General features: G+C 43.6%; 12 protein-coding genes. 5 read left to right on the top strand and 7 right to left on the bottom strand.

What is annotated here, in order from left to right:
- Positions 1-237 precede the first annotated feature (237 nt).
- Genes GO620_RS07800 through lpxK form a run of 3 tightly spaced genes read right to left on the bottom strand, consistent with a single transcriptional unit; the run spans position 238 to position 4,175 of the window.
- Positions 238-2,337 carry a putative porin gene (locus tag GO620_RS07800; RefSeq protein WP_157523986.1) on the bottom strand — a complete coding sequence of 700 codons (2,100 nt, stop codon included), beginning with the start codon at positions 2,335-2,337 and terminating at the stop codon, positions 238-240.
- On the bottom strand, positions 2,330-3,151 hold the full coding sequence (locus tag GO620_RS07795) for a purine-nucleoside phosphorylase (RefSeq protein WP_157523984.1): 822 nt from the start codon (positions 3,149-3,151) through the stop codon (positions 2,330-2,332). The genes GO620_RS07800 and GO620_RS07795 overlap by 8 nt, the downstream gene beginning before the upstream one ends.
- Entirely contained in the window at positions 3,114-4,175 is a 1,062-nt protein-coding gene (gene lpxK, locus GO620_RS07790) for a tetraacyldisaccharide 4'-kinase (RefSeq protein ID WP_244139478.1), read from the bottom strand. The genes GO620_RS07795 and lpxK overlap by 38 nt, the downstream gene beginning before the upstream one ends.
- A gap of 91 nt (positions 4,176-4,266) precedes the next feature.
- Between lpxK and GO620_RS07785 the strand changes: the two genes are divergently transcribed.
- The gene (locus GO620_RS07785) at positions 4,267-5,184 is read left to right on the top strand and encodes a serine hydrolase (protein ID WP_157523980.1); all 918 of its coding nucleotides are present in this window, start codon (positions 4,267-4,269) and stop codon (positions 5,182-5,184) included.
- On the opposite strand, the gene GO620_RS07780 is transcribed toward GO620_RS07785, so the two are convergent.
- The 4 genes from GO620_RS07780 to GO620_RS07765 form a co-directional block, all read right to left on the bottom strand.
- Positions 5,185-5,688 carry a DUF4251 domain-containing protein gene (locus GO620_RS07780; RefSeq protein ID WP_157523979.1) on the bottom strand — a complete coding sequence of 168 codons (504 nt, stop codon included), beginning with the start codon at positions 5,686-5,688 and terminating at the stop codon, positions 5,185-5,187. It abuts the gene before it with no gap.
- Positions 5,689-5,832: 144 nt separating this feature from the next.
- Positions 5,833-7,716 carry a molecular chaperone HtpG gene (htpG, locus tag GO620_RS07775; RefSeq protein ID WP_157523977.1) on the bottom strand — a complete coding sequence of 628 codons (1,884 nt, stop codon included), beginning with the start codon at positions 7,714-7,716 and terminating at the stop codon, positions 5,833-5,835.
- 167 nt (positions 7,717-7,883) lie between these two features.
- Positions 7,884-9,227: a sensor histidine kinase gene (locus GO620_RS07770; protein ID WP_157523975.1), complete on the bottom strand. Its 1,344-nt coding sequence runs from the start codon at positions 9,225-9,227 to the stop codon at positions 7,884-7,886.
- A complete protein-coding gene (locus tag GO620_RS07765; protein ID WP_157523973.1) occupies positions 9,217-10,569 on the bottom strand; it encodes a sigma-54-dependent transcriptional regulator in 1,353 nt (450 codons plus the stop codon). Before GO620_RS07765 ends, GO620_RS07770 begins: the two co-directional genes overlap by 11 nt.
- A gap of 291 nt (positions 10,570-10,860) precedes the next feature.
- Between GO620_RS07765 and GO620_RS07760 the strand changes: the two genes are divergently transcribed.
- The 4 genes from GO620_RS07760 (at position 10,861) to GO620_RS07745 (ending at position 17,796) form a co-directional block, all read left to right on the top strand.
- Entirely contained in the window at positions 10,861-12,114 is a 1,254-nt protein-coding gene (locus tag GO620_RS07760; RefSeq protein WP_200230812.1) for an efflux RND transporter periplasmic adaptor subunit, read from the top strand.
- 83 nt (positions 12,115-12,197) lie between these two features.
- On the top strand, positions 12,198-12,875 hold the full coding sequence (locus GO620_RS07755; RefSeq protein WP_157524346.1) for an ABC transporter ATP-binding protein: 678 nt from the start codon (positions 12,198-12,200) through the stop codon (positions 12,873-12,875).
- 101 nt (positions 12,876-12,976) lie between these two features.
- Entirely contained in the window at positions 12,977-15,331 is a 2,355-nt protein-coding gene (locus tag GO620_RS07750; RefSeq protein WP_157523971.1) for an ABC transporter permease, read from the top strand.
- A gap of 44 nt (positions 15,332-15,375) precedes the next feature.
- Complete coding sequence (locus GO620_RS07745; protein ID WP_157523969.1) at positions 15,376-17,796, top strand: ABC transporter permease; 2,421 nt, start codon at positions 15,376-15,378, stop codon at positions 17,794-17,796.
- Positions 17,797-17,818: the final 22 nt, after the last annotated feature.

Raw genomic sequence — 17,818 nt, 5'->3', positions numbered from 1 at the left:
AAGTGATAGTTATTTAGCATTTGATGACATTACAATGCCAGTGTAACACCTGTTACAAATATGTGACACTTTTAGACGATTTTTAGCAATCTTGAAACACTGACAAGATCATGCATCGTTGATGCACAGTGGTTTATCTCACTGACATTTTGGTGTCAAATACGAATAAGTCAGTATTTAATAGGGAAAGTGTAACATGTTACACCCGCGGATTATAGGTGTCAAATGATCTTTTTATCAATTATAAAAAGTCCAGCTGACACCAAACTTAAACAATGATTGCTGACCGGGATAGCGGTTCACTGTATAGTACCCATTACTAAACAAGCCCTGGTTAGCATAATCATATTGCGCAAAAATGTTGGTGCGTATCAAGGTTGCTTTAAAGAAAACGCTGGCGATAGGATAGGAATTAAAGGTAACATCCTGCCCGTTGTAAAACTGGCTTAACCCGGCAGCATAGGACGGTGCCAGGTATTTGGTATTGTACCGCACATTAAAACCAACAGACGAGTTGAGGATATTGAACAACAGCTTGCTATAATACAAACTGGTGTAAGCATAGACCTCAGGCGTGCGTAAAAGCGGTTGTTTATCCGTTTTCTGATAAACAGCATAGTTGTCAAAGTGCCAGTGGCCAAAGGTAAGATCTTTACCGGCGCTTATCTTCAGCAAACTAATAGGTCCGGCTTCCTGGGCAGGGTGCGCGTCTATACCGCCATTAGTGGCTGTAAAATAAAGATAGTCGCTGATGAGGAAATACTCGGCCTTGAGGTTAAATCGTAGCTTATCATTGATGTAATTGAACGCGACGTTATTGATCTTCTGATTTTTGAAAGAGTAACCAACGGTATTATAATGGTTGCTTATCCAGTTGGTAAATACCAATGGCGCACGGTTGCTTTGCGAATACCCTTCGAAGAATACGCGCCCTGCCTTACTTCCGCCATAAAGATTGATCCGGGCATCGTACAGGTAATCGCCGAAATTGTAACCCACGGCAACCTGCTGCAGGTTTGCGTCGAGCCCAACACGGTCGCTAAAGCGATAGCCAAGCCTGGCTTTTAAGGTAATATTTTGGAAATCGTTCTGGCCTTTTTTGACAGAGAGCGGAATCTTCGTCCCGAATTGGTTGATCACCGAATCGAGTACATTCTGTGTGTAATGGTAAAGGTCCTGGGTAAGCCCCAGGTCTACCTTTAGCTCGTTTTTCACAAACGAATCAGACTTGCCTCTCAGGTAGAACGAATAGTTAAAATCATTTTGCAGATGGTTGATCCGCAATGAATCGCGCGAATTGGTGGCGCTGTAAAAATAGTCCGGAAATACGCGGTACTGGTCGGTTTCGTTTTGCAAAAACTTATACTGGGTGCTGGTATAGCTAAGCGTGTAGGCCACGCGGTTTGTAGGCAGCACCTTAGAAGTATCTGAACCTTTGCGCAGATTATCCAGCCTGCCAATGTAGTAGAATTGTTTTAAGTAAAACCCTGTAGAGATCACCGCATCTGATGCGGTGTTCAGCTTAACCGGCTCGGCGCTTTTCTCAAGCGCGTTAGCTGTGGTGGTACCATCGGGCGATCCAAATATTGCCTGGTTAACCACTCCGCCGTTTACAGGTGCCTTGTGGTTATTATAGATGATATTGCCCAACAAATTATAGCGTTTGTTTTTAGACTCGTACCATGTAAAAAACGCCAGATTGGTATTGCTGACGTTTTGCCGCGCATAAAAACCCCGTGAACCTATGGTGCTATAGTTTACACCAACATTCCAGTTAGGCTTCACATTCTGTGAATGGATTACCTTAAATATCTGCTCGGACTTGCCGCCCGATATCAAATAGAGATTGGTGAAACCCACACGCGCCCGGTAGTATAAAATGTCGTTTGGAGTAAGCAGATAAGGGTCATACGCATGCTGCCCAATATCAAATCCTAGAGTTTTAGGCGGCTCGAACAACAATGGCCGCTGCGCTAACCCCACACTGCCCAAACCAATGCGCGGACTGGTAACCTGGTAAAGCGGACTGTAATTCTCAAAGTTTCTTAGTGTAGTATCAAGCGGAAAAACCTGTGTACTATCGTTAAGCAACCGTTCGCTGGTAACACGTATAAATTTAGCGCTGAATATTACGGTATCCTTCTTACGGTCTTCCTTGGCGCGCAGGGTATCCATCAACTGTTCGTCAGTCAGTTTGGGCTTTGACTTAACCGTATCGCGGCCATAATTAGTAGGTTGGGTGCCCGGCGGCGTACCCGGATAGGTTGATTGCCCTACCGACCTTAGGGCAGTAAGGGTAAGCAATAGCACCAATAAATAACTGCACTTTTTAAGCATCAAGCCCTGCGATCAGTTCTTTAAGTATCAATGTCATTTTTGGTTCGGCGGTTTGTGCAACAGCAATGATCTCATCAATGGATACCGCCTTCAGCGTATCAGGGAAACCCTCATCTGTCAAAACCGATATCGCAAAAACCGGCAAGCCCATGTGGTTGGCCGCAATTACCTCAGGCGCGGTACTCATGCCTACGGCGTCGCCACCAATAATGCGCAGATAACGGTACTCGGCACGTGTTTCAAGGCTCGGACCTGTAACCGCAACATAAACGCCCGTGTGGCAGTTGATATTGTTGTTTTTGGCTACTTCGATGCCTTTTTGTATCAGGTTTTGTTGGTAGGGCTCGCTCATATCCGGAAAACGCGGGCCTAATTCATCTTCATTCGCGCCAATAAGCGGATTGGTAGGCTGCAGGTTGATGTGATCATTGATGATCATCAGGTCGCCTTTTATGAAGTCGGGGTTGAGCGCGCCGCTGGCGTTAGACACGAAAAGCGTTTTAATACCAAGCGCTTTCATCACCCGCACCGGGAAAATGATCTGCTGCATATTGTAGCCTTCATAGTAGTGGAAGCGCCCCTGCATGGCGATCACCTTTTTACCTGACAAAGTACCAAAGATCAATCTGCCCGAGTGGAATTCGAGGGTTGAGATGGGAAAGTCCGGGATATTAGGGTATAGTAATTGTTTCTCAATTGCTATCTCGTCAACTAAACCACCAAGCCCCGTTCCTAAAATAATGCCCACTTCGGGCTCAAAATCGCCAATGCGGCTTTTAATGTATGCCGCTGTGCGTTGTATATTTTCTAACATAGTTTTCTATCAAATTATTAAAAGCAGCACCTTCGTTATTTAAAAACTGCACACCAATAGGCTGAACCATTACCGGCAGGTTTTTTAACAGTTCTAATATTTCGGGCCGCTTAAGCCGCTCGGCATCTTTTTCTGTCGTTATAATTAATTTATCAGCCGATGCCGAGGCATTAAAATCATCGACAAGTTTAGTGATATTTTTTAAGGTGAAGGTGTGATGATCGGCATATTTGTGATGGACCGCGTTGCAACCTGCGTCCTGTAAATGCTTTACGAGTGGGGCCGATCCGGCAATGCCTGTCAGCAAAAAGACTGTACTGCCGACCTTCAACGTCGCCTGCTGAGAATCTCCAAAACCGAATAAGGCTTGGTACGCAATAGACGTAAAAAATAAATGCTGTTTTGGGTAAGGTTTCAGCCTGGCCGCGATAGATTCCTGTTCTGCTGCATTCATTCCTGGAGGGCATTTGCTTACAATCAAAATGTCAGCCCGCATTTTACCGCTCGTGGGTTCACGCAGGTCTCCGGCAGGCAACATTAGTTGTGGCCCATGCAATTTATTATAGTCGAACAGCAAAATGTTAAGTCCGGCTTTCAATGCCCTGTGTTGAAAAGCATCGTCCAATAAAATTACTTGATGATCGTCCTTCAAACGCTCAACACCTGACACCCGGCTTTCACATACCGCAACGATGATATTCGGAAATTTCTGCTTGAATTGCGCCGGCTCGTCTCCAATTTCATGTGCGTTGCTGTCCCTATCGGCAATGATAAAGCCTGTTGTTTGTCGGCCGTAACCGCGGCTTAACGTGGCAACTTTATAGTTTGATTTTAGCAGCGCGATCAGGTACTCCGTCATCGGCGACTTACCGGCTCCGCCAACAGCAAGATTACCAACCGTAATGAGCGGCAGATCAAAGGACGTACTCTCAAACCACCCCGCATCGTAAAACCAATTGCGGATAACCACAATTGCGCCGTAGACCAAAGAAAATGGCCAAAGTAAATAGCGCAGGTATTTCATTAGAATGGTAAAGATACTAATTAGCAATCGGCAGATCTGCCAATGTGTTAAGCTCATTCGATTTTCATACATTGCTTGTCAAATAATCAAGATGAAATATATCCTAACACTTGTTGTAACTGTCCTTTCTATAAGTGTATTTGCGCAAACTGATAAAAGACTAACGTCAAAACTACAGGAAGCGGTGCAGGGCTATAATGGCGACATCGGTATTTATGTGCACAATCTAAAGACAGGTAAAACAGCGGCTTTTACCTCTGCCAATGCCGATACACTTTTCCCCACTGCCAGCATGGTAAAGGTTAGCATACTTTGTGGTGTGATGGATAAGATAGAAAAGCGAGAATTGCAATACAATCAGAAACTGGTTTATAATGATTCACTGCTGTACAAGGGCGAAGATATTTTAGGCTCTTTTAAAAACGGCGACACAATTCAATTAAGTAAGGTAACTATGCTGATGATTACCATGAGCGACAATACAGCCAGTTTGTGGTTGCAGCGGCTGGTAGGTACACCATACATCAACAATTGGCTAAACCAAAACGGGTTTAAATCTTACCGTGATAATTCGCGCGACCCGGCACGGCAGGAGTGGCGCGCTAAATATGGTTGGGGTGTGAGCACACCGTATGAAATGTGCCGCATTTTCCAAATGATCCGCGAGAGGCGTGCTATTAGCCCGGCAGCAAGCGAACGGATGTACCGAACTCTCAATCGTATCTATTGGGACGATAAAGCGTTGTCAGAAATCCCGCCGTATGTGCAATGCATCTCGAAACAGGGCGCTGTAGACCAGGCAAAATCAGAAACTGTTTTAGTGAACGCGCCCCATGGCGACTATGTATTTTCTGTAATGACCAACAATATTAAAGACCGCCGCTGGACCGATGATAACGAAACTGCTGTTATGATCCGCAAGATATCGGCGTTACTATGGCATTACTACGAACCCAAAGACACCTGGAAGCCCGCAGTTGGCATGGGTAAGTTCATGAAAAATGAATAGTTAGTCTTTCCGTTTTTCAGGCGCTTCAACGTATCCGTCGAAGCTGATAAAACTCCTGTTAGTGATATTCATACTTAAAGAGGCATTGCCGTTTGGCGAGATACTGAAATATAACTTTTGATAATATCTTGAATCCGCCGGTTCGATCAACACATCCCAACCGCCCTTTTTCTTAGGGGTAACTTTGTAGGAGAATTTTGTAGAAGTAAATTTAATACCGCCGTCGGTAGGATTGTATGGCACATCAAAATAAGCCTGGCCAAAGTAGGGCAGGTATGCGATTACAGAATCTTTACGCACCTTAAGATCATAGGTAGAGGTTAAATACCTGCGGCCGCCGCCTTGTGGTGTAACGTATTGCGCCACAAAATCAAACCGCTGATTATCAACCATTGCTTTTATGGCTGTTTGCTGCGCTACTTTTTTATCTGCTTTACTTTGTGCACTTACGGTTAACGCTGTGGCACAAGCAATTACCAGGACTATATATTTTAAAACTTTCATAACCGGTTTTAATACTAAACGCTGACATGCATTAAAAAGTTTATGAGCCTAATTATAGCTAGCGGGGGTGGAACCTAAAAACTTGTAAATAAAAAGCCGCCCGTTAACAAACGGGCGGCTTTTTATTGAACTACTTAGTCTTATTTATATTAAGTTAACACTACGGGTCACAAACTCGGTAAGGTCTGCACCGGTTAATAGGCCTTGCGATAGTAAAGCCAGATCAAATGCCTGACGGGCCAATTTAGCCTGAACCTCCGCGTCACCTTCATTTAGGATACGGGTGATCAATTTGTGATTGCCGTTTACCACAACTTTATAGTTGTCGGGCATCTGGCCATAAAAGCCCATACCGCCTCCCATTGCTGCCATATCTTTCATGCGGCGCATAAACTCATCCATTGTCACAGTCACAGGCAATTCCTCAGGGTTTAAACTTTCCAGCTCAACCTTATATGCAGGTTTATTTATCGCCTGATCAAATATAGTTTTCACCTGAGTAGTTTGGTCTTCGGTAAGTACAGTTTCAGGCGCATCGTCTTTCTTAATCAGCTTATCAGCCACATCAGCATCCACACGTTTAAGCGATGTATTTTCCAGTTTCTGCTCAAGGTGACTGATGAAATGTGTATCGATAGGAGAGTTCATCAGCAGTACATCATAGCCTTTCTTGTTTGCCGATTGAATAAACGCGTCTTGCTTATCCGGGTCGTTTGTGTACAGATACGTTAAGCGGCCGTCTTTGTCGGTCTGCAGATCGGTAACCTTTGTTTTGTATTCATCAAGCGTAAATGTTTCTTTCGCCGTGTTTGCCAGCAAAACAAAGTCTTTGGCTTTCTCTGCAAATTTCTCATCGCTGATGTAGCCATATTTTACAAACAGGCCAATATCGTTCCATTTTTCTTCATACGCCTTACGGTCGGCTTTAAATAGCTCGGCCAGTTTGTCAGCAACTTTTTTAGTGATGTAGCTGTTAATTTTTTTAACGTTACTGTCGGCTTGTAAGAAACTGCGGGACACGTTCAGCGGAATATCCGGTGAATCTATCACACCATGCAACAGCATCAAAAACTCAGGAACAATGTCTTTAACCTCGTCGGTAATAAATACCTGGCGCGAGTATAATTTGATCTTGTTACGCTGAAACTCGTAATCGTTCTTCAGCTTAGGAAAATAAAGTACACCTGTTAAATTAAATGGGTAGTCTACATTCAAATGTATCCAGAATAGCGGATCTTCTGAGAACGGATATAACTCTTTATAAAAGTTAAGATAGTCCTCATCTGTCAGGTCATTTGGCGATTTGGTCCAGATCGGGTTGGTATCGTTAATGATATTGTCGACCTCAACCGATTTATATTTCGGTTTACCTTCTTCATCCTCGCCATCAGGCTCAGATTCTGTCTTAGTACCGAATTTCACCGGCACGGGTAAAAATTTGGCATACTTGTCAAGTATTTCCTGGAGACGATGTTTCTCTAAAAACTCTTCAGACTCGGCGTTAACGTGCAAAATGATATCTGTACCACGGGTTTCGCGGCTGCCCTCCGTAATCTCAAATTCGGTGCTGCCGTCACAGATCCAGCGTGCAGGCTCTGCACCATCTTGATAAGATAACGTGTTGATCTCTACCTTATCGGCAACCATAAATGCCGAGTAGAAGCCTAAACCAAAGCGCCCAATGATCTCATTAGCGTCTTTAGCCTCCTTGAATTTCTCCATGAACTCGGTAGCGCCTGAGAAGGCTATCTGGTTGATGTATTTCTTGATCTCGTCGGCTGTCATACCCAAGCCGTTATCAGAAATAGTAATGGTTTTTTTGTCGGCATCAACGGCAACTTCAACCTGCAGCTGCCCAAGTTCGCCGGTGTATTGGCCTAAAGAGGAAAGGCGTTTAATTTTTTGCGTAGCGTCGACACCGTTTGATACTAGTTCGCGTAAAAATATCTCATTATCAGAGTATAGGAACTTCTTGATAATAGGAAAAATGTTCTCGGTGTGGATGGATATAGTTCCTTTTTCTTGCATTATCTATTGATTATAAAGTGATGTTAAAATGGTTCGTCACTTAATAATCAACTTGCATTCCAAAGGGTGGTAGCTTGTCAAATTGGCAGGATTGTTAATTAAACCGCGCATCAAAATCAAGCCGAATAAGATTCTTCGCTGCGTTCTGAATGACTATAATAGAATAATTAAAAAGATAATATAAAGACCGAGCCCTTACCCTCTACAGATTGCACCTGGATGTTGCCTTTGTGAAGCATCATAATCTGTTTGCATAGACTCAGGCCAATGCCGCTGCCGGTTTTACGGGTGCTGAAGAAAGGGATAAAAATTTTCTCGATTATCTCAGGTGGCATGCCTATGCCATTATCGGCGATTTTTATTACTGTCTTACTGTTCGGCTGAATTTCTGCTGATAATGTGATCTGCGGTTCGTCAACGTCTTTTACAGCCTCTATGGCATTTGTAAGCAGGTTGATCAACACTTGTTCTATAAGATTTAAGTCGACCTCAATGGCTATAGAAAGGTCGCGAAGAATGATATCCAGCTCGATAAACTTTTTCTCGAGTGTTGGCTGCATCAGCGTGTTAAGGTTCTCGAACAGGTCGCATACCAATATCCGTTCAAGGTCAAGCTTGGTTATCTTGTTGAGATTGCGGTAACTTTCCGTGAATTTCAATAAGCCCTGGCTGCGCTTTTTGATAGTATCCACACCTAGTTCCAAGTCTTCCAGATCATCATTAGGGGTCGGGTTGGCCTGGTTGATGGACTGTAAGCGGTTCTTGAGCGTATCAGCCAGAGAAGAGATCGGCGCTACCGAATTCATGATCTCATGCGTCATCACGTTCAACAACTTTGACCAGGCTTTAGACTCATTATCGTCTAATGCCTCGCTTACGTTTTGAAAGGCCAGCAATTTATACAGTCTGTCGTCGCTGCGCAGTACGCTTGCAGAAACCAGCACCTTGTAAATTTGCCTTTCTCGTGTAAAAGAAACCACTTTGCTATCCCCAGGCTTAATGTCGATGATGTCGTCGTAAAGCTTTTCTTCGCGTTTTTGCAGCGAGGTAATAGTTTTGAGGTAGGGTATGCCCATCAATTTTTTGAACGACTCATTGATCCAGGCTACCTCGCCGGTTTCCTGGTCGAATGATATGATGCCTGTGTCAACCAGTTCTAGTATCTTTTGCAAATAATAATATTGCGTTTCGCGTTCGCGACTGATGGATTTAAATGTGGTGTTGATCTGATTGAAACCTTTGCGCAAAGGCTTTAATTCGTTGGGCGCGCGGCGCTCGTCAAAATGGCGAGAGAAATCACGGTAATGAACCGATTCTACAAACTGCTCAACCTCATCCTGTGCCTTGCGCTGAAAGCGTATCAGGTCTGCTACCTCGTAAAACACAACAGGCACCATAACGGCGGTGTATAAATAATAGCCATTGCTAGCTAAAAATGCCATGAGTATCAAGGTCAGGAACATGACCAGCACCCGCAGTATCAGCCGGAACTCGAAGCCGCTAAATGTCATATTTGTTTAGTCTGCGGTATAACGCGGTGCGTGTAAGGCCCAGCTCTTTAGCGGCACGGGTAATGTTACCGTGATGCTTTTCAATGACCTTTAAAATGGCGTTTTTTTCCAGTTCGCTCAATTGAATGTTTTCGTTTTCCAGAACATTCTCAACGGGAGAAGTTTCAAGAGATGAGAAGATTAGGTCATCTGCCTTCAACACAGCGTCATCAGCCATGATCACGGCACGCTCGATTGTGTATTGCAATTCGCGTACGTTGCCGGGGAAATGGTATCCTTTTAATTTTTGCACGGCGCTCGCGTCAAAATCCATTGCCTGCTTTAAATATTTGGTAGCATATACCTTGGCAAAATGCTTGGCTATCAATATGATATCGCCATTGCGCTTACGCAGTGGAGGCATTGTGATCTCAACCGTATTTATGCGATAGATCAAATCCTTACGGAAACGGTTCTCATTGGCAAGTTCAAATAACGGCACGTTGGTAGCGCAAATGAGCCTTATATCTATATCGATAGGTTTATTAGTGCCAAGGCGTGTAACCTGCCTGTTTTGTAAAACAGTTAGCAATTTGGCTTGTTGCTGCAGGCTGATATTCCCTATTTCGTCCAGGAACAAAGTGCCGCCGTGCGCGTCTTCAAAACGACCGGGGCGGTCATCGCGGGCATCTGTAAACGCGCCCTTCTTATGGCCGAATAGTTCGCTTTCAAACAGCGTATCTGTTAGCGCACCTACGTCTACTTTTATAAAAGGCTTGTCGGCACGCAGCGAACGCTCGTGTATGGCTTTTGCTATAAGATCTTTACCGGTACCGTTCTCGCCAAGGATAAGGATGTTAGCATCGGTAGGGGCTATCTTATTTACTTTATGGAAGATATCGTCCATAGCGTCAGATTCGCCAAGGATCAAAGTGGTTCCTTTAGATTTTACAGATTTTGAAGGCTTATCGCCATCTTTCTTCTCTAGCAGGTCCTTAACCGTCTCGATCAACTTCTCGTTATGCCACGGCTTTACCACAAAATCGCTGGCACCTTCTTTAAGCGAGCGAACGGCCAGGTCAATATCGCCATAAGCGGTGATCATGATAACGCATAGGTTAGGTTTCCACTCCTTTACTTTACGCAGCCAGTATATACCCTCATTGCCCGTGTTAATGGCGCTGTTAAAATTCATGTCGAGCAATAAAACGTCGACGTTATTTTTTTGCAGCAGCCAGTTAAGATTTTCGGGATTTTTATCGGTGATCACTTCCTGCGCTTCGGGCTTCAGCAAAAGCTTTACGGCTGTGAGCACATCAGGGTCATCATCTACAACAAGTACAGTTGCTTTTTTAAGTATCATTAGCTTAATTGATCAGGAATTAGTCTTTAAAAATACAAAAAAACATATTCCGTCATAAGACAAGTGATAAATTCAAAACGTTACAGCTGCCTCATATTTAAATCTTTGCTTCGTTGCATGAGAGCTTCAATTAACAAATTTTCAGCGTGAGCATCACTGTATCAATACCGAACAGTATTTGTAACAGAAGCGTACGCTGAATTTGCAATACATGCATTTAATCTATTGATAATCAAAGAATTATATTGTGGCACATGTTTTTATTATTAACTGAAAAATTTATATCAAAACGTGGATAGAGTAATACAAAAAAAGAAGTGGAACAATAAACGCATCATGACCATTGCGGGAATCGCAGCAGTAGTTATACTCGTTGCGGGCAGTATCATGTTCACTTCGGGAAAAAATAAGCTAAACGTAGATACCGAGCGTATTACCGTAAGTGACGTTAGCAAAGGCGCATTCCAGGAATTCATACCGGTTAATGGTGTGGTGATGCCCATCACTACAATTTACCTCGACGCCGTCGAAGGCGGCCGCGTTGAACAGAAATATGTTGAAGATGGTGCCAATCTCAAAAAAGGCGACCCCATACTGAAGCTTGCGAACACCGATTTGGAACTGACACTTGCCAATCAGGAAACCAACGTTTATGCCGCGCAAACGCAAATGCAAATTTCGCATAACAATGCGCAGCAAAATACCATCAGCAAGTTAAACCAAACTGCAGATGTAGATAACGCCTTCCGCGAAGCAGAACGTGTGTACAAATTGGATAAACACCTATACGAGCAAAAAGCTATCGGATCGCAAGAGTTTCAAAAGGCGCAGAATGATTACAACTACCAGGTGCGCCGCAAGAAATTGACCGAACAGATCATGAAGCAGGATACCTCACTTACACGCCAGCAAGACGCGCAAAGCCGCGAGCAGTACACCCAGATGAAAAAGACGCTGGAACTGATGCGCAAAAAAGTGGCGGACCTTACTGTACGTGCACCTATAGACGGTCAGCTAACTTCGATGGATGCAGAAGTTGGCCAGAACAAAAACAAAGGCGAGCACCTGGGCCAGATAGATGTGACTACCGGTTTTAAAGTACGTGTTGATATTGACGAACACTATCTGTCGAGGATATTCACAGGGTTGATGGGCGATTTTAGCTTTGCCGACAAAACTTATAAGCTTAAAATAAACAAGGTGTTCACGCAGGTTACTAACGGCCGTTTCCAGGTAGACATGGTTTTTGTTGGCGAAGTGCCTAAAGGCATTCGCAAAGGCCAAACATTGCAGATCAGGTTAGCGTTGAGCGACGAAACCCGCGCGGTATTAGTACCTAAAGGCGGCTTCTTTCAGCAAACCGGTGGTAACTGGATATTTAAATTGTCCGAGGATGGCAAAACTGCTTATCGTGTCGACATTCAGTTAGGACGCCAAAACCCCGACTACTACGAGGTGCTGCAAGGCCTGAAACCGGGCGACAAAGTGATCACATCAGGATACGATAATTACAATGACTACCAGGAACTGGTACTTAAGAAATAGAATTAAGAATCAATAGGCAAGAATCAAGTATTTAAATTATAAAGACATCAATTTAAGCCATAATTCATAGCACAATGGAACACATGATAAAAATTACCGATCTGGAAAAGTATTACCGCACAGATGAGGTTGAAACTATAGCGCTTAACAAACTGAGCATGGAAATTAAACGAGGCGAGTTTGTGGCCATAATGGGCCCATCAGGCTGCGGCAAATCTACCTTGCTGAACATTTTGGGTATGCTTGACGATCCGGATGGCGGCAGTTATGTGTTTAACGACATTGAGGTAGCCCACTTTAATGAACGCAAACGTGCAGATCTGCGCAAGCATAACATTGGCTTTGTGTTCCAAAGCTTTAACCTGATAGACGAACTAACCGTTTTCGAAAACGTAGAGTTGCCATTGATTTACACTGGTGTTGCTGCCGCAGAGCGTGTAAAAAGGGTAGAAGAGGTTTTAGATAAAATGCAGATCATGCACCGCCGCAACCATTATCCGCAGCAATTATCGGGTGGTCAGCAGCAACGTGTCGCTATCGCTCGCGCGGTGGTAAATAAACCGAAGATCATACTTGCCGATGAGCCTACAGGTAACCTGGATAGCAGCAACGGTAATGAAGTGATGGAATTGCTGACAGACCTTAATGAACAAGGCACTACCATCATAATGGTGACCCACTCTGAGCACGACGCGCGTTACAGCCACCGCATCATCCGCCTTTTAGACGGCCATACGGTAATGGAAAACATAATGATATAAACCCCACCCGAACCTCCCCTAAAGGGGAGGAGCAAACGTCACACACAATTTATAATTCACCTAAACATAGTCGCTCCCCTTTAGGGGAGAAGGAGGGGTAAATGCTTAAAAACTACATTAAAATTGCCTGGCGTAACCTTTTAAAAAACAAAGGTTTTACGTTCATCAATATAACCGGATTAGCCATTGGTATGGCCAGCGCTGCGCTCATTTTATTCTGGGTAACAAACGAGGTGAGTTTTGATCGTTTCCATGAAAAAGGCGATCGCATAAACGTTGTTTACAACCTTGAGAAGTTTGACGGCGTACTGCACTCATGGAACACCACGCCAAAAGTACTTGGGCCAACATTGAAATCCAGCGACCCTGATGTTGAAGATGTTGCCCGCCTGAGTGAGTGTAGTTTTTTATTTACTGTTGGCGATAAGCGGATCATCGATCAGGGAGAGTTTACAGATCCCGGCTTTCTTACCATGTTCACCTTTCCCTTAATTAAAGGCGATGCAAAAACAGCGCTAAATACGCCTACCGGCATTGTAATTACGCAACGGTTTGCGCAGAAAATGTTTGGGACGGATGACGCATTGGGGAAGATCCTTAAGCTTGACAGCAATGCCAACTTTACGGTTAGTGGGGTAATGAAAGACCTGCCAAATAACACCCGGTTTAAATTCAATTACCTGTTGCCGTGGTCATACTTGAAGACTATTAAACAGGATGATGTAAACTGGACCAACAACTCTGTTAAAACCTATGTATTGCTGAAACCAAACGTAGCTTTGCAGACTGCAAACGCGCATATTAAATACTTTACCAGGTCGCATTCTACCAGAAAAGACAATCAAAACTTTTTATACCCGGCAAGCAAATGGCGGCTCTACAACAAATTTTTAGATGGCATACCCCAAGGCGGAAAAATAGAGACGGTACAATTGTTCGCGCTAATTGCCGGGTTCATTTTATTGATCGCTTGTATCAATTTTATGAACCTGAGCACTGCCCGAAGCGAGAAACGCGCAAAGGAAGTGGGTATCCGCAAGGTGGCAGGCGCGCCACGGGAATTACTTATCGGTCAATTCTTGGCAGAGTCAATTTTGATATCACTAATTGCAGGCATTTTTGCTTTTGCCATAGTTTTTTTCGCATTACCTGCTTTTAACCAGCTTACGGAGAAGGAACTAACTATCCCGTTTGAATCGGCAACTTTTTGGCTTACAGCTGTCGGATTTGTGTTGCTCACAGGCCTTATAGCAGGCAGTTATCCTGCGTTTTACCTGTCGTCGTTCAAGCCGGTTAGTGTGCTAAAGGGAACGTTCAAAGCTGCCAATGCGCTGGTTACACCGCGTAAGGTTTTGGTGGTGATGCAGTTCACGTTTGCGATCACGCTTATAATCTGCACCATCATCGTTAAAAACCAGATCCAGTATGCGCAAAACCGCGATTTAGGTTATAAAAAGGACAACTTGGCTTATACAGTAATGTCGGGCGATATTGAGAAACACTATGCTGCCATTAAAACCGATTTACTAGCCAGCGGTGCTGTTATAGGCGTAACCAAAACCAGCGCGCCGGTAACGCAAGCGTGGAGCGATAGCTGGGGGTTTGAATGGAAAGGCAGCCCGCCTGAATCTAAGCTCGATTTCGATATTATGAACACAGATGGCGACTTTGTAAAAACAATGAATCTCAAAATGGCGGAGGGCAGGGACATTGATCCAAAAACATACGCCACGGACTCAACAGCCATGTTAGCTAACGAAGCGGCGATTAAAGCAATGGGTTTGAAAAACCCGGTTGGCGAAACCGTTAAAGGTCAAGGCCACACATGGCACATTGTAGGTATAGTTAAAGACTTTATCCTTCAATCGCCGTATGAACCTGTAAAACCCATGTTGCTTTTAGGGCCGAAGTCGTGGTTCAACGTAATGCACTACAAACTTAATCCTGCGCATTCAACAGCAGAAAACCTTAAAAAGATAGAACATGTGTTCAGCGTGTACAACCCGATGTATCCGTTTGATTATAAATTCATTGATGAGGAGTATGCTGCCAAATTTAGTGACGAGCAAAAGGTAAGTGCTTTAGCAACCCTTTTCGCCTCGCTAACCATTATCATTTCTTGCCTTGGCTTGTTTGGCCTGGCTACTTATATGGCCCAGAACCGCGTTAAAGAAATTGGCGTGCGCAAAGTACTTGGTGCATCCGTAGCAAATATAACCACGCTACTGTCTACAGATTTTATGCGCCTGGTGGCTATATCATTTGTATTGGCCACACCACTGGCCTGGTGGGGGATGAGCACCTGGCTGGCTAAATATCCATACCGTACAGAGATCAGTATTTGGGTCTTCATACTGGCGGCGATCGCAACAACCGTGATAGCCATACTAACGGTTAGTTATCAGTCGATAAAAGCGGCGATAGCCAACCCGGTAAAAAGCCTTCGGTCAGAATAGGAGATGTGTATCCGTTTTAACAGCAACATCATAAACTAAGCACAATGATCAAGAATTATATAAAAACAGCTATACGCAGCTTAAACAAAAATAAAGGGTTTACAGCTATCAATATCCTGGGACTTGCGCTAGGGTTGGCAGTAAGTTTATTGATTGTTTTCTATGTAGTTGACGAGCTTAGCTATGATAAGTTTAACGTAAAAGCCGACCGCATTTTTCGTATCAATGACGCTGTAAAATTCGGCGGCAATGAAAACACATGGGCCGTATCTCCGGCACCACTTGCAGCTGCGTTGCATGAATTTCCTGAAGTTGAATCTACTGTAAGGTTTAGACAAACCGGCAGTATACGGCTTAAAAAAGGCAATAACATAATTCAAGAAAACCGGGTAACATTTGCAGACCCTTCTGTTTTCTCTGTTTTTACGTTACCGATGGTAGATGGTACACCTGCAACAGCATTAAACGAGCCGCATACCGCGGTTATTAATGAAACTATAGCCCGCAAATATTTCAATACCATTAACGCTGTTGGCAAAACATTTTTGGTAAATGATACAGCAAATTACAAAGTAACAGGCGTGATAAAAGATATGCCTAAGCAATCGCACTTTGTATTTGACATCTTTTTATCTATGCCATCGCTGGCTGAATCAAAGGATCCCAGCTGGTTGAATAATAATTTTCAGACTTATGTTTTGCTAAGGCCCGATATAAATTTTAAGCAACTAGAAGACAAATTTCCGCCTTTTGTAAGTAAACACATTACTGCTCAATTAGAAGCATTGCTGCACGTAACTTATGAGGAATTGGCTAAAACGGGCAGCTATTTTAAATTGACTGCTATACCTGTGAGAGACATACACTTGCATTCAAACATCCAGGCAGAAATGGGTGACAATGGCAATATTCAATATGTATACATTTTTTCTGCCATAGCCGTTTTCATCCTGCTAATCGCGTGTGTAAATTTTATGAATTTGTCAACAGCGCGTTCGGCCAATCGTGCCCGCGAAGTTGGTGTTCGTAAAGTTTTAGGTTCGGGTCGTAAACAACTCATTACTCAATTTTTAGCCGAATCTATTATAGTAACTCTGGTTTCAATGGTGATTGCGATAATAATCAGTTTATTGCTGTTGCCTACCTTTAATCAAATGGCCGATAAAGATTTATCGATCACTATAACCTCCCTAACATGGCTAATACCGGCTATAGTTATCGTTATTATTTTGATTGGATTTTTAGCAGGCTCTTACCCGGCATTTTTCTTATCCGCATTTCAGCCAATAGAGGTGTTAAAAGGCAAGCTATCTTCTGGATTTAAAGGTGGTTTCCTGCGCAGTTTTTTAGTTGTGTTTCAATTTTCGATTTCTATATTTCTTATCATCGGTACGCTGGTTATTTACAATCAACTCAAATTCATTCAGCAAAAAGATTTAGGTTATAGTCGCAACCAAGTAATGGTTGTCAAAAATGCCGATGCATTAGGCACTCAAGCACAGATATTTAAGCAAGAAGTAAAACTACTAAAGGGTGTAACCAGTGCTTCGCTTACCGGGTTCACGCCAACAAGTGGTTGGCGAAACAGTAATTCTGTATTTAAAAGCCCGGTGCTAAACACTGCCAACGCCTTAAATACTCAAATGTGGGAAGTTGATGCCGAGTATTTAAAAACCATGGGAATAAAGCTTTTGAAAGGACGGGATTTTTCTGACCAGATGCTGACGGATTCTACTGCTTTAATCATTAACCAACAGGCCGCTAAAAACCTTGGGTTTACCCACCCGGTTGATAAAATGCTTTACCTGCCTCAGAATAACCAAGGCACTGTGATGAAGGAATATCATGTTGTCGGTGTAATGAAGGACTTCAATTTCAATTCGTTACGACAAAATGTTTCGCCGGTGATCATTACCATGGGTAGAAATCGGGGTGCCCTTAACATACGTTTTAATACCGCTAACACCACCGCCCTGGTGGCACAGGTAGAGAATAAATGGAAGGCTATAAATCCTAATAAAGCTTTTGAATATTCTTTTATGGACCAGGATTTTGACGGTATGTATCGCGCTGAACAACGCATAGGTAAAATATTTATCTCGTTTACGTCACTGGCTATAATTATTGCTTGCCTTGGGCTATTCGGTCTTGCGGCGTATGCTGCAGAACAACGCAATAAAGAGATAGGTATCCGCAAAGTGTTAGGCGCAGGTCTGTCATCAATAGTGCGTATGCTTACCGCAGATTTTATAAAACTTGTACTTGTAGCATTAGTTATTGCGGCACCGCTCGCCTGGTTTGCTATGCAGCAATGGTTGCAGGGCTTCGCTTATCGCCAAAATATACAGTGGTGGACAATAATAGCGGCAGGTGCGGGCGCAATACTGATAGCCTTCGCGACCATTAGTTTTCAATCGGTGAAAGCTGCATTGATAAATCCTGTAAAAAGCTTAAAAGCCGAATAACACAATATCAAACCGAAAAACC

The organism is Mucilaginibacter ginkgonis, from assembly GCF_009754905.2.
GTDB lineage: Bacteria > Bacteroidota > Bacteroidia > Sphingobacteriales > Sphingobacteriaceae > Mucilaginibacter > Mucilaginibacter ginkgonis.
Note: the sequence above shows the minus strand (reverse complement) of the source record. Positions and strands in the feature narration are given on the sequence as shown.

Excerpts from the sequence above, each read along its gene's own strand:
- GO620_RS07785 (WP_157523980.1), top strand. The coding sequence starts at position 4,267 with ATGAAATATATCCTAACACTTGTTGTAACTGTCCTTTCTATAAGTGTA.
- GO620_RS07745 (WP_157523969.1), top strand. The coding sequence starts at position 15,376 with ATGATCAAGAATTATATAAAAACAGCTATACGCAGCTTAAACAAAAAT.
- GO620_RS07770 (WP_157523975.1), bottom strand. The coding sequence starts at position 9,227 with ATGACATTTAGCGGCTTCGAGTTCCGGCTGATACTGCGGGTGCTGGTC.
- GO620_RS07750 (WP_157523971.1), top strand. The coding sequence starts at position 12,977 with ATGCTTAAAAACTACATTAAAATTGCCTGGCGTAACCTTTTAAAAAAC.
- GO620_RS07765 (WP_157523973.1), bottom strand. The coding sequence starts at position 10,569 with ATGATACTTAAAAAAGCAACTGTACTTGTTGTAGATGATGACCCTGAT.
- htpG (WP_157523977.1), bottom strand. The coding sequence starts at position 7,716 with ATGCAAGAAAAAGGAACTATATCCATCCACACCGAGAACATTTTTCCT.
- GO620_RS07780 (WP_157523979.1), bottom strand. The coding sequence starts at position 5,688 with ATGAAAGTTTTAAAATATATAGTCCTGGTAATTGCTTGTGCCACAGCG.
- GO620_RS07800 (WP_157523986.1), bottom strand. The coding sequence starts at position 2,337 with ATGCTTAAAAAGTGCAGTTATTTATTGGTGCTATTGCTTACCCTTACT.
- GO620_RS07795 (WP_157523984.1), bottom strand. The coding sequence starts at position 3,151 with ATGTTAGAAAATATACAACGCACAGCGGCATACATTAAAAGCCGCATT.
- lpxK (WP_244139478.1), bottom strand. The coding sequence starts at position 4,175 with ATGAAATACCTGCGCTATTTACTTTGGCCATTTTCTTTGGTCTACGGC.
- GO620_RS07755 (WP_157524346.1), top strand. The coding sequence starts at position 12,198 with ATGATAAAAATTACCGATCTGGAAAAGTATTACCGCACAGATGAGGTT.